At 72.3% G+C, this 12,449-nt stretch carries 11 protein-coding genes and 3 pseudogenes; 7 read left to right on the top strand and 7 right to left on the bottom strand.

The genetic code is table 11. The features are described 5' to 3' along the window. Window positions 1–39 precede the first annotated feature (39 nt). Window positions 40–846: an IclR family transcriptional regulator gene (locus KHP12_RS49600; RefSeq protein WP_086884854.1), complete on the bottom strand. Its 807-nt coding sequence runs from the start codon at window positions 844–846 to the stop codon at window positions 40–42. A 212-nt stretch (window positions 847–1,058) separates the two neighbouring features. Here KHP12_RS49600 and KHP12_RS49595 point away from each other — a divergent pair. From KHP12_RS49595 to KHP12_RS49575, 5 genes and pseudogenes are all read left to right on the top strand, one after another. Beyond that, window positions 1,059–2,075, top strand: a pseudogene (locus tag KHP12_RS49595) (hydantoinase/oxoprolinase family protein); the annotation flags it as partial. Next, window positions 2,076–2,701, top strand: a pseudogene (locus tag KHP12_RS49590) (hypothetical protein). Continuing rightward, a complete protein-coding gene (locus tag KHP12_RS49585) occupies window positions 2,689–3,975 on the top strand; it encodes a TRAP transporter large permease subunit (RefSeq protein ID WP_086884855.1) in 1,287 nt (428 codons plus the stop codon). Before KHP12_RS49590 ends, KHP12_RS49585 begins: the two are co-directional and overlap by 13 nt. A 52-nt stretch (window positions 3,976–4,027) precedes the next feature. Then, a pseudogene (locus KHP12_RS49580) lies at window positions 4,028–4,414 on the top strand (hypothetical protein); the annotation flags it as partial. Window positions 4,415–4,449: 35 nt separating this feature from the next. Further along, entirely contained in the window at window positions 4,450–4,776 is a 327-nt protein-coding gene (locus tag KHP12_RS49575; RefSeq protein ID WP_244203257.1) for a COG4705 family protein, read from the top strand. Here KHP12_RS49575 and KHP12_RS49570 read toward each other — a convergent pair. The 5 genes from KHP12_RS49570 to KHP12_RS49550 all read right to left on the bottom strand — a co-directional run bounded on the left by KHP12_RS49570 (window position 4,757) and on the right by KHP12_RS49550 (window position 9,571). Then, window positions 4,757–6,148: a sensor histidine kinase gene (locus KHP12_RS49570; protein WP_086884857.1), complete on the bottom strand. Its 1,392-nt coding sequence runs from the start codon at window positions 6,146–6,148 to the stop codon at window positions 4,757–4,759. The two genes, KHP12_RS49575 and KHP12_RS49570, sit on opposite strands and share 20 nt — an antisense overlap. Further along, on the bottom strand, window positions 6,145–6,807 hold the full coding sequence (locus KHP12_RS49565) for a response regulator transcription factor (protein ID WP_086884858.1): 663 nt from the start codon (window positions 6,805–6,807) through the stop codon (window positions 6,145–6,147). The genes KHP12_RS49570 and KHP12_RS49565 overlap by 4 nt, the downstream gene beginning before the upstream one ends. Continuing rightward, on the bottom strand, window positions 6,776–7,513 hold the full coding sequence (locus tag KHP12_RS49560) for a phosphatase PAP2 family protein (RefSeq protein ID WP_244203258.1): 738 nt from the start codon (window positions 7,511–7,513) through the stop codon (window positions 6,776–6,778). The genes KHP12_RS49565 and KHP12_RS49560 overlap by 32 nt, the downstream gene beginning before the upstream one ends. Before the next feature lie 28 nt (window positions 7,514–7,541). Next, complete coding sequence (locus tag KHP12_RS49555; protein WP_086884864.1) at window positions 7,542–8,210, bottom strand: DedA family protein; 669 nt, start codon at window positions 8,208–8,210, stop codon at window positions 7,542–7,544. Between the two features lie 170 nt (window positions 8,211–8,380). Then, entirely contained in the window at window positions 8,381–9,571 is a 1,191-nt protein-coding gene (locus KHP12_RS49550) for an AbrB family transcriptional regulator (RefSeq protein ID WP_086884859.1), read from the bottom strand. Between the two features lie 237 nt (window positions 9,572–9,808). Here KHP12_RS49550 and KHP12_RS49545 point away from each other — a divergent pair, with 237 nt between their 5' ends. Both KHP12_RS49545 and KHP12_RS49540 read left to right on the top strand, forming a co-directional pair. Further along, entirely contained in the window at window positions 9,809–10,486 is a 678-nt protein-coding gene (locus KHP12_RS49545) for a response regulator transcription factor (protein ID WP_086884860.1), read from the top strand. A gap of 63 nt (window positions 10,487–10,549) precedes the next feature. After that, complete coding sequence (locus KHP12_RS49540; RefSeq protein WP_143678353.1) at window positions 10,550–11,953, top strand: sensor histidine kinase; 1,404 nt, start codon at window positions 10,550–10,552, stop codon at window positions 11,951–11,953. Here KHP12_RS49540 and KHP12_RS53745 read toward each other — a convergent pair. Beyond that, window positions 11,912–12,439: a M48 family metalloprotease gene (locus tag KHP12_RS53745; RefSeq protein WP_143678354.1), complete on the bottom strand. Its 528-nt coding sequence runs from the start codon at window positions 12,437–12,439 to the stop codon at window positions 11,912–11,914. The genes KHP12_RS49540 and KHP12_RS53745 overlap by 42 nt on opposite strands. Window positions 12,440–12,449: the final 10 nt, after the last annotated feature.

Here is a 12,449-nt window from a genome sequence, read left to right as displayed (position 1 = left end):
GGCGCCACCCGGCCCGGCCCCGTGCGCCCCGCCGCGGCCCTACACCGCCCGCCGGCCGAGGTCGTCGGGCCGGTAGTGGCCGCCGAGTTCGTGGGTGAGCGCACGCGCGGTGTCGACGACGACACTCAGCTCGGGGGTGTCGTCGGACATCGACAGGGTGTTGTCCGGGCCGACGATCGCGATCGTGGCACAGATGCCGTCCTCGTCGAACACGGGCGCCCCCACCGCGACGACACCGGGAGTGCTCATCGCGGAGCAGTGGCCCACAGTGCGAACCCGCTCGACGTCGGCGCGCAGTTCCTCCCGCGCCTGGCCCGACAGATTCGCCATCAGCCGTTCCATCGACAACTGGTCGGCGTGGTAGGCGAGGAAGACCTTGCTCTGCGCCGAATCCAGCGGCAGATGGCTGCCCACCCGCACGGACACCACGACCACGGCGGAGATGTTCTCCTCGACCCGGGAGACCACCGGCCCGGTGAGGCCCCAGAGGCTGAGCACCACGGTCGACTGCGTGGCGCGCGCGAGCGCCCTCATATGGCGCGGGGCGAGATTGATGACACTGCGGTGGCCGATGGCGAAGGCGCCGAGTTGCAGCAGCAGACCGCCGGGCACATAGCTGCCCTCGGCATTGCGCTCGAGCAGCCCCGCCGCGACCAGGGACGTGCAGTACCGGTATGCGGTGGTGCGGTTCAGGCCGAGCCGCTCGGCGACCTCGACGGCGGTCACTTCCGGAGTGGCGGGCTCGAACAGCGACAGGATCTGGCTGACCCGGCTCACCGCCTGGATATCGGCCTGGTCGCCCCGGTCCGCGCGCGCGGCATCGGACGGCCTCGTCGACTTGCTCATGGGAGCCTCCGCCGGATGGTGATCGAGGAGCTGACACGCATGTTCACGAAGTGAACCTGATGGTCAGACTACCCGAGTCGACTGGCCCGCCACGGCCCGCCTGACCGGGCGTCGGCTTGGCGCGGCGGTGATCGCCGCGTGCTCCGTGGGGTGTGCGTTCCGTGGGAATGGTTCCGTCCTGGCTCTTGACGGTGGGTGAAGCTCACGCCCGAGTTCAGGACGCGGCGGGCGGCCGGTTCGCCGTGACGATGACGTGTGCGGCGAACGCGCTCGTCCGGGTCCCCGAGGGCGACTTCGCGCGCTGCGACCCGGAGGTGGCGCGGGCGGCGCTCGCCCCGCTCGCGGCCCTGCTCGGCCTGGATGTGGCGGGCGCGGCGCGGGCCGTGCTGGACGCGGGGACCGCGTCGGTGCGGGCGGTCGTGGACACCATGATCCGCGACTACCGGTTCGGCCGGGAGACCGCCGTCCTGGTGGGCGGGGGCGGCGGAGCGGCGGCCGTGACCCCGCATCTGGCCCGGGCCGCCGGTCTGGAGGGGCGCGTCGCCCGTCACCATGAGGTCATCAGCCCGATCGGGGTGGCGCTCGCGCTGGTCCGCGAGCAGGTCGAGCGGATCATCCCCGGCGCCACCCAGGAGCACATCCTCGCCGTGCGCGCCGAAGCCGAGCGGGCGGTCGTCGCGCAGGGTGCCGCGGCCGACGGTGTGGAGGTCGAGGTGACGGTCGACCCGCAGACCAGCACCGTACGGGCCGTCGCCACCGGCGCGACCGAACTGCGCACGCGGGACCGGGCGCACCGGGCCGATGACGCCGAGCGGCTGCGCGCGGCCGCCGCCAGCCTCAGGGCGCAGGAGGCGCGGGTGCGGATCCTGGCCGGCACGGACGCGTACACGGTGTACGGCACGGAGGTGCGGCGCCGGCTGCGCGCGGGGCGGCAGCCGGTGCGGGTTGTGGACGCGGACGGGGTGGTGCGGCTCGGGGTCTCCGACGCGCGGGTGCGGACGACGACCGTGGGCGCGGCCGGCGAGGCGCTCGCCTCGCTGGTGCGGGAGGCCACCTCGTACGGCGACGGCGGGATGCGGGCGCCCGCGGTGCGCCTGCTGGTGGGCGGCCGGATCGCGGATCTGTCCGGAGTGCTCGAACCCGAGGCGCTGCCGGCGCTGGCCCGCAGCGAGTTGCGTACGCGCGCGGCCGGCGAGCCGATGGTCGCGGTCGTGGAGTCCCGCGCATGAGTGGCGACCACGGCCACGGCCACGACATCGGCCGCGCCCACGCCCACGCCCACGGGTCTCGACCACGGTCTCGGCCACGACCTGGACCTCGCCGTGCGGCTGCTCGCGGGGACGCCCACGCACGAGGGTCGCGATCCGCTGGTCCTGCGCCGATGGGCCGAGGCGGCCGAGGAGTTCGGACGCCGCATGAGTCCCGGTCCGCTGCCGGTCCGGGTGGTCGAGCGGGACGGCGGGCTCGCCGCCGGGCTGCTGGCCCGGTACCGGTCGCGGCCACCGGTGGTCGAGGTGTACGTCGACACGGTCGACCGCGCCGAACGGCTCGGCACCGAGTCGGCTGGCGGAACTGGTTTCCCCCGGGGTCGGTGCTGGCCGCGGCCCTCGCCCACGAGCGGGCGCATGCCTGGCTCCATCACACGCATGTCCGGGCCGAGTTCAAGCGGGCGCTCGGCCACACCGCGCTGCGGCTCGGGCCGCGTCCTCTGTACGCGCATGTCGCGGGCGCCGACGAACTCGCCGCGCATGCCTACGCCCGCGCTGCCTGCGGCCTCGGCCGCAGCCCCCTGCTGCTCACCGAGGCGCTGGCCACCGCGTGTTCCGAAAGCGAGACGGATCGATGGGTGTCGTGATTCTGCTCCTCATGGCGGCGGGCGTCGCCGCCATGCTCACCCGCAGGCTGCCCACCGCGTTCGCGCTGGTGCTGCCCGCCGTGGCGATCGCGTTCGCCGCGGGCGCGCCGCTGACCGGAAAGAACAGCGTGCTCGACACGGTGCTCCAGGAGGGCGCGCCCGCGCTGGCCGCCACGATGGTCGCGATCCTGCTCGGTTCGTGGCTCGGCAAGCTCCTGGAGGAGACCGGCATCGCGGCCACCCTGGTCCGCAAGATCGTGGAATTCGGCGGCGACCGGCCGGTGTTCGTGGCGCTCGGCGTCCTCGCGGTGTCGGCCCTCGTGGGCACGGTCACGGGGTCCGCGCCCGCGGCGATGCTCGCGAGGCTCATCGGGATCCCGGCCATGATCGCGGTGGGCATCCCCAAGGTGACGGCCGCCGGCACGATCCTCATGGGCATCGCGGTGGGTGTCCCGTTCGAGCTCCCGGTGTGGCAGTTCTTCTCCACGGCGCTGGAACTGCCGGTGGACATCGTGCGCGGCTTCATGGTGAAGCTCTTCCCGTTCGCGCTGGTGGCGGCGGTCGCGTATGTCCTGGTGGAGTCGCGGCGGCGCGGTGTGGAGCACACCTGGTCGCTCAAGTCGCTCGAGGGCGGGCCGACATCACGCGGCCGACGGCAGCTGCTCGGCGACGCCCCGTGGTACGCGCTGCTGACGCCGGTGGTACCGCTGGTCCTGGCCCTCGGCTTCGAACTGGCCATCATTCCCTCGCTGCTGGCGGGCGTGCTGTACGCGCTGGTGACGACGACACGGCCGCGCGAGATGAACCGCCGCCTGCTGCGCACCCTGTACGGCGGCTTCGAGGTGGCGGCGCCCCCGATCACGCTGTTCGTGGCGATCGGCATCCTGCTCGCCGCGGTGAAGCTGCCCGGTGCCGTCGACGCGCTGGAGCCGCTGGTCAAGGCGGTCAGCCCGCAGAACGCGGTGCTGTTCGTGCTGGTCTTCACGCTGCTGGTGCCGCTGTGCCTGTACCGCGGCCCGCTCAATGTCTTCGGCCTCGGCGCCGGTATCGCGGGCGTCCTCATCGCCATCGGCATCTATCCGGCCGCCGCCGTTCTCGGCATGGCCACCTCGTACAACCAGGTCTTCGGAGTCGCCGACCCGACCGGCACCCAGACCGTGTGGGCCGCCCAGTACGCGGGCGTCTCACCGCAACAGGTGATGGTGCGGACGCTTCCGTATGTGTGGGCCGTGGCGCTCGGTGGCCTGTGTGTCACCGCCGCGACCCAACTGTGACGTCCTTCCGGCATCAACCCCTCCGAACAGCAACCGACCTCAGGAGCCGATCATGCAAGAGCCGCAGTCCGGCCCGGATCGTCGTATGTTTCTGCGCGCCACCGCCGTCACCGGCGCCGCGCTCACCCTCGGCGGCCTGTCGACGCAGGTAGCGCAGGTAGCGTCGGCCGCGCCCGGAGGCTTCCCCGACTACACCTACGTACGGACGCTGCTGACGCCGTCACAGCTGACGTACAACCAGACGGGCGAGATCATCTTCCCGACCGTGCGCGGTGTCTACGACAAGTTGGTGTCGCCGCTCGGCCGTTACTACCTCTACTACGCGCCGCACGACGCACCCGGCGGCATCTGCCTCGCCTACGGCAACTCTCTGGAGGGCCCGTTCACGGAGTACCCGGCGAACCCGATCGTGTCCAACAAGTGGGCCCCGCACTGCTCGGCTGGGGCCCGCAGGGCCTCGGCCTGGGCTATCCAGTGGGCGCGGCGATCCTGATCTCGATCCTGCTGGCGATCTTCCTGGCGTGGAAGGCGAGCGGAATGACCTTCCAGATCCGCGACATCGTCACCTTCCGGGGTGAGGCCCTGTTCTGGTCGGCGATCCTCGTGTCGAACACGCTCGGCACATCGATGGGGGATTTCCTGTCCGACAGCTCCGGCCTGGGCTACGCGGGTGGCGCGCTCCTGGTCATCGGAGTGCTGGCCATCCTCTTCGGGCTGATGGCCTACGCCCACGTGCAGGAGCGCCGGACCTCCGGCTCGCGGACCGCGGAGCAGGAGCCGGTCAGCCAGCGGGCAGGGTGACGGTGAATCGCGCCCCGGGCGCGTGCCCGGCGTCGTAGGACACCTCGCCACCCGCGGAGCGGGCCAGGCGGCGCGCGAGCGGCAGTCCGAGGCCCGCTCCGTGGTGGCCGTCGTCGGGGTCGGCGCGCCGCCCCGGCTGGAAGAGCTCGCCGACGAACGCCTCCGGTACGCCCGATCCGTCGTCGGTGATGTCGATCGCCACACCACCGGGCGTGCGCCGTCCCGTCACGGTGACGGTGGAGCAGGCGTAGCGGACGGCGTTGGCGAGCAGCGGGCTGACGACACGTTCGAGAAAGGCCGGTGTCACTCCTGCCTCCAGTCGTGCGTCCCCGATCTCGACCGTGGCATTCACCTGGGCCGGTGTGGCGAGGCGCTGGGTCATGTGGCGCAGGACGGGTGCGACAGCGGCCGTGCCGGGAGCTGTCGAAGTCTCGGCCACGTTCTCGCGGGCGTCGAGGAGGAGCGTGTCGCAGATGGTTCGCATGGACTGGGCGGCCTCGTCGATCACCTCGTGAGTGGCGCGGGTCTCGGCGGCCGAGCGGGGCCTGGATCGCCACCAGTCGAGTTCGGCGATGATCCGGGTGAGCGGCGTGCGCAGCTCGTGGGACAGCTCCCCCGTCAGTTGCTGCTCATGACGCAGCACGGCGCGTATGCGGTCCAGCAGCGCGTCCAGCGAGGTGCCCAGACGGGCCAGTTCGACCGGGCCTCCCCCGGTGCTGAAGCGTGTCTCGGAGGCCACGGCACTCCACTGGGTGGCCTGGTCGGTCATCGTCCGCACCGGGCGCAGGGCCCGGCCGACCGCGAGACGTGTCAGCGCGTAGGCGCAGACGAGCATGACCGCGTCCAGGATCAGCGATCCCATGAGCAGCGTGTCGGCCGAACTCTGGTACGGGGCGAGGTCGAGGGCCGTGACGACGGTGGCGGTGACATCGCCACCGGACACGGGCCGGGCGCACAGGCGGACGGACCGTTGGCCCTCGGCGTGGACGGTCGCGCAGTCGGGCGCCCCCCGCGCGGCGAGCCGGCCGGCGGTCCGGGTGAGAGGGCTGCCGTCCGCGGTGGCGGGCGGCTTCTCCAGCAGGCGCTTGTCCGCGTAGATCCACACGTTCGTGTCCAGCAGCTGGTCGTTGGCGGTCTCCAGGACGCGCGCCTGTGGGCCGCTGGTGTCGACGGTCGCGGCGACGGCGGTCGCCCGGGCCCGCAGCTCGTCGTCCGCCTGGTGCCGCAGGTGTCGTTCCACCACGGTGTTGAATACGACGGTCAGCGCCGTGATCAGCAGCGCGGCGGTGGTCAGCGCGACGAGCGAGAGCCGTCCGCGCAGGGTACGGGGAGCCAGGGCGCGAAGCACCGGTCGGTGCCGGACCGATCTCATGACAGACGGTGCCCGATCCCGCGCACGGTGGCGATGGTCAGGCCGCTGCCCGTCTCGCGTAGTTTCCGGCGCAGCCTGGTCAGATACTGATCCAGGGTGTTGTCACTGACGTGTCCGCCTTCGGGCCAGCCCGCCCTGACCAGATCACGGCGGCGCACCAGGTCCCCGTCCGCGGCGACGAGCGTGGCGAGCAGCCGGAACTCCGTCGGGGACAGGGCGACCCGGGTGCCGTGCACCGTCGCGCTGTGCCGGACCGCGTCCAGGGCCAGAGCCCCGGCCGAGGCGGCCGACGGGGGCGCGGCCCGCTTGAGCGCCGCCCGCAGCCGGGCGGCGAGCTCGGCGAGGTGGAACGGCTTCGGCAAGTAGTCGTCGCCCCCGGCCGAGAAGCCTGACAGCCGGTCGGTGAGGTGGTGCCGTGCGGTCAGGAAGATGACCGGGGCGTGGAACCCGCCCGCGCGTATGGCCTGGCATACGTCCCGTCCGTCCGCGTCGGGCAGGCCGATGTCCAGGACGACCGCGGCGATCTCGGTGCTGACCAGGCGTAGGGCGGTGGCGCCGTCGGTGGCCGGGACGGGGTCGAAGTCCTCGTCGTACAGACCGCGGCGGAGCACGTCACGCAGGGCGTGGTCATCCTCGACGATCAGGATCTTGCGGCGCATGGTCCTCCGGCGGTCTCTTGGCGGTGGGGCCCGTGTTGGTGGGGAAGGAAGCGGTGTCGGTGAGGAAGGGGGCGGGCAGCCATCGGCCCGCGGCATACAGGCACGCCCCCAGCCAGCCCACGGCGAACAGCCAGCCGCCGAGAACGTCCGTGAACCAGTGCACCCCGAGGTAGACACGGGTCAGCCCGACCAGCACGCCCCAGCAGCCGATGACGACCCTGAACGGTGTCGCTCCGCGCGGGGCGCGCAGGGTCAGCGCGACCATCAGCAGCCCGGCGGCCAGGGCTCCCGTGGTGGCGTGTCCCGAGGGGAACGCCCAGCCGCTCGCGTGCGCCGCCCAGTCGCCCCGCGGGGGGCGGGAGCGGTGGACAAGTTCCATCATTCCGCTCCGCAGTGCCTGCCCCACACCGAGACAGGCGAGACAGAACGCGGCGGCGAGCAGCCGGTGCCGCACGGCTCGTGCCGCCAGAAGGCCGGCAAGTGCGGCGAGCATATACGGGATGACGCCGGTCCCGGTGTCGGTCACTCCGCGGGCGAGGGTCCGCATCACATCCGGGCGGTGGCCGACGGACCATCCGAGGAGGCCGTTGTCCAGCCACAGCGGAGCACCGGCGGCGGCCACGACGACCATGGTCAGCGCCCCCAGGCCCGTCCACGCGCCCAGAGCGGCGCTTCCGGCCAGTCCGGTGGCGTCCTCGCGGTTCACGAAGCCACCGCTCCGCCGAAAGACGGGATCATCCACCGGCCTCCTCCGCTTTCGTGTGCCTGCGACTCCGGTGCAGCTCCACGCCGAGCGGAATCAGCGACACCGCCACGATCAGCGCGACCAAGGGCAGCAGATAGCGGTCCACATTCGGGATCGAGGAGCCCAGGGCGTACCCCGCGAGCGTCAGCCCGACGCTCCACACCAGCCCGCCGATCACCTGCCATACGGTGAAGAGCCGGACCGGCACGTTCAGCGCCCCGGCCAGGGGGTTCAGCACGGTCCGGACCACCGGCACGAATCTCGCCAGCACGATCGCCTTCGCATACCCGTATCGCCCCAGCAGATCCTCCGCCCGCCGCATCCCCTCGTGCAGCCGGACGGAACGACCGGGGGCAAGCAGCGCGCCACCTGCCCTGCGGCCGATCAGATAGCCGCACTGTGAGCCGGCCAGCGCACCCACCGCCGCGGCGACCAGCAGCGGCCCCAGCGACAACCGTACGCCGTGTCCGCCACTGCCCGTGCACAGCAGGCCCGCGGTGAACAGCAGGGAGTCACCCGGCAGGAAGAAGCCGATCAGCAGCCCCGTCTCGGCGAACATCACCATGCCGACGCCCAGCACGCCGAAAGCGGCCAGCAGAGACCGCGCGTCGAGCACGTTGACGGCCAACGGGGATGACAGCCATGCGGGTGTGGTCATCGGCATGAGCCCTTTCTCCGGGACGACTTCTTACGGACGACCGGGCGCATAACCCCACATCCGACTACAAGCCCGTAGACGATCTACATTACTGTAGACGCTCGCAGTGCGGAGGTCGTTCCCCCCACCCTGCCGATCCCGCGCCAACGACCGGCGGGCGAGCACCGTGGTCACGGCTGTGACCACCGCGACGCCAGCAGGCGGGCGATCACCGGCGTGACCAGGATGACCGCCAGGAGCCGCAGGCTCTGCACGGTCGAGACCAGCGCGACGTCCGCGTGGGAGGAGACCGCGGTGGCGAGGACCGCGTTGATTCCCCCGGGGGTCGTGGCGAGGTAGGCGTCCATGATCGGAGTGCCCGTCACCCCGGCGAAAACCCACGCCAGCCCGGCGCAGCCGAGGCAGACGACCGCCATGCAGACCAGGATCGGGGGCAGGAGGCGCCGCACGCTGACGAGCGTCCGGCGGGTGAACCGTACGCCCACGTCGAGACCGACGAGGACGAAGACGGCGTTCTGGAGCACCCCGACGGGCGCGAAGCCGGGCACGGCGCCACTGAGCGTCGCGGCCAGGGCGACCAGCATCGGCCCGATCAGCAACGGCGTGGGCACCCGCAGCCGCCGACCGGCCCAGGAGCCGACGACGGCGATGACGGCGAGGGTGAACAGGCCGGTGAGCTGGTCCGACCCGGCGACCACGGGGAGGAGGCCGGTTCCGGCGCCGCCACCCGCGGCCGGGTGACCGCCGGCCGCCGAGGACGCGGAGGTCAGCCAGTGGGCCGCCAGCGGGGCTGTGGTGGCGACGAGACCGACGCGCAGGTACTGGGTGAAGGCGACGAGCCGCACATCGGCCTTCAGCTCATCGGCACAGGTGACGATCGCGGCCGAACCGCCGGGCACCATGCCGAGAACGGCGCTGGGCCGGCTGATACGGCCACCGCGGGCCAGGAACCAGGCAACCGCGACGCTCAGCGCGATGGTGGCCGCGGTGACCACGGTCAGCGGCAGCGCGACGGGCGCGGCGGAGACGAGGGCGGACGGGGTGAGGTAGCTACCCATGAGCGCGCCCACCAGCGCCTGCGAGGCCCGGTGGGCCGGTGCCGGGAGCCGGTCGCGGACCACTCCGCACAACGCCAGGACGGCGCCGACCAGGAGCGAGGACAGCAGGTAGGGAGCGGGAACACCGAAGGCGTCTGCCGCGAGGCCCGCGGCGAATCCCCCGGCGACGATCAGGGCCCAGAGTCCGGTGGGAGCTGGGCGGGGGACGCGGGGCCCGAAGATGCGCGGGGCAGGCTTCGGCGCGCTACCGGCGGTGGGGGACGGACGTACGTCCGTGCGCAGCGGCGCGGAAGTCGGTGCCACGATGGGCGCCTTTCGTCGGATGGTGCGGGTCCGTTGAACTCGACGCCTGCGCGAAGCAGGCACTCTCCACTGTGTCGGGTACGGCCTGTGCACACGCTGAGAGCGCTGAGTGAGCGCTGAGAGGCCCCTGAGAGCCCGCTGAGAGACGCGCGGCCGACCTGCGGTCCGGCCTCTAGACTCGCAACCGAGGATCAGTCGTCCGGCCGACCCGTCGGTACGATCATGGGGTGATGTCGCATGCGGGTGCTGGTTGTCGAGGACGAGCAGAACATCGCCGCCGCCGTGGACCGCGGTCTGCGCGCCGAGGGGTTCAGTGTGGACATCGCCGAGGACGGCGCGAAGGCCCTCGGCCTGATCAGGCACAACGGCTACGCGGTGATCGTGCTCGACCTGATGCTGCCGGGCCGCAACGGCTATGACGTCTGCCGGACCCTGCGCGCCGCTGGCATCACCACCCCGGTGCTCATCCTGACCGCCAAGGACGGGGAGTACGACGAGGCGGACGCTCTCGACCTCGGCGCGGACGACTATCTGACGAAGCCGTTCTCGTTCGTGGTGCTGCTGGCCCATATCCGCGCGCTGTTGCGCCGCACCGACCCACAGCAGTCACCGGTACTCTGTGCGGGTGATCTCTGGCTGGATCCTGCCGCCCACCGATGCGGCCGGGGCAACGAGCGCCTGGACCTGACGCCGCGCGAGTTCGGACTGCTGGAATTCATGCTGCGCCACCCCGACACGGTGGTGAGCAAGGCGAATCTGCTCGCGGAAGTCTGGGACACCTGGTTCGAGGGCGACCCCAACATCGTCGAGGTCTACGTCGGCTACCTCCGGCGCAAGATCGACACCCCCTTCGGACGGTCGGCCATCGAGACCGTGCGCGGCATCGGCTACCGGCTGGACGCGAAGGGCGGCTGAGTGTCCCGGCGCCTTCCCATCCGGCCGCCGGCATCCGGCCGGCTGCGGCAGGTCACCCGGAAGATGAGCCTGCGAACCCGGGTCACCATGTGGGCCACGATGGTCGTCGCGATCGCGATGGTCGCGGCCGGCCTCGGTCTGCTGCTCGGTCTCCAGCAGTCCATGTGGCGCGACCGGGACAGCACCGGCCACCAGCGGCTGGCCGACGTCACATCCCTCATCCGGCACGACCGGCTGGGCTCCCTCATTCCCTCCAACGGCGGGGACGCCGATGTCGTCGAAGTGCTCAACGCCCATGGGAAGGTGCGGGCCAGCTCCGACTTCGACACGCGCCCGGGCAGTCCCAGCGGCTTCCCGACCCCCCTCCCCCGGCAGGTGCTCGCGGGGCACCCCACCACCCTCCGCGATCTCGACATCGGAGACGGGGGCGACTTCCGCGTACTGGCCCGGCCGATCCGCGTCGACGGCCGCCCCTCCACCATCGTCGTGGGGGTGTCTCTGGCCCAGGCCGAGCACACCCTGTCCAGCCTGACCACCGGCCTGGTGATCGGGGTGCCCGCGCTGACCGCGCTGGTGGCGTGGACGATCTCGCTCACCGCCGGCCGCACCCTGCGCCCGGTGGAAACCCTGCGCCGCCAGGCCGCCGACATCACCGCGACCGATCTGCACCGCCGCCTGGACCTGCCCGCCTGCCAGGACGAGATCCACGCGCTCGGCGTCACCCTCAACGACATGCTCACCCGCCTCGACGACGCCTCCGCCGCACAGCGCCGCTTCATCGCCGACGCCGCGCACGAACTGCGCAGCCCGCTGACCGCCCTGCGGGCCCAGCTCGAGGTCATGTCCAGCTACCCCGACCCCGACCGGGACCCGCGGATGGCCGCCGCCCTGCTGGAGGACACGGTACGGCTGCACGATCTGGTCGAGGGGCTACTGGCACTGGCCCGCAGTGAGGATCCCGCCCGGCCGCGGTCCCAGGCCGCGCCCATCATCGACCTGGACGAGGTGGTCCTGACCGAAGTCCGCAGGCAGCGCTCCCTGGCCAGGGCGGACATCGACGCCCGACGCGTCTCGGGCGGACGGGTGCGGGGCGACGCCGAGGCACTGCGCCGTGTCATACGCAACCTGCTGGACAACGCCCACCGCCACGCCGACCAGCGGGTACGGGTCACCCTGGGCGAACGCGGAGGCACCGTCGAACTCACCGTCAGCGACGACGGATCGGGCATCCCGGCCGCGGACCGGCTGCGGATCTTCGAGCGCTTCACCCGCCTCGACGAAGCACGGTCCCGCGAGGCCGGGGGCTCGGGCCTCGGCCTCGCCATCGTCAGCAAGGTCATCACCGTGCACGGCGGCACCGTCCACGCCGACCAGGACCCCGCCCCGGACACCGGCGGCCTCGGCGGGGCGCGCCTGGTCATCCGCCTACCGGCCGCACCCCCTCCGGCTGATCCGCCCGGCCCATGACAATCTCCAACTCACCAGCACGCGCCCACGAGCACCCAGGCCGCGGAGCGCGGGGTGCGGCATGGGGGTCAGCCGGCCCGCGGCGAGGAAGCGGCGGTGTTGTCCGGAGAGGTGGGCTCGTTCGTGTGCGAACAGCGCCTCGCGTTCGCCCGGGTGCAATGTGCGCAGCATGGCGGAGCTGACGACGACGTCGAGTCCGGCGATCAGCAGGGCCATGGGCACCGGCGCCGTCCACGGGGCCAGCGAGGCGTGCTGGTCCAGCGATCCCGGGGACAAGTCGGCGACTGAGGCGATCGGGTTCAGCCGCAGGAGGCCGAGCAAGGCCGGCGCGCCCAGGGCGGCCGTGCTGGAGCAGGCGAGCGGCGCTGCGCAGGAGACGAGGAGCCAGGCAGCGGCCGCGGGACGAGGTGGTCGGCCGTGTGCCGTGCGGCGGGTGCGGCGGGTGCGGCGGGTGCGGCGATCACAGGTATCAGCAGGGGGAGCCATACTGCTTAGA

This window comes from Streptomyces asiaticus (assembly GCF_018138715.1).
GTDB classification, from domain to species: domain Bacteria; phylum Actinomycetota; class Actinomycetes; order Streptomycetales; family Streptomycetaceae; genus Streptomyces; species Streptomyces asiaticus.
Note: the sequence above shows the minus strand (reverse complement) of the source record. Positions and strands in the feature narration are given on the sequence as shown.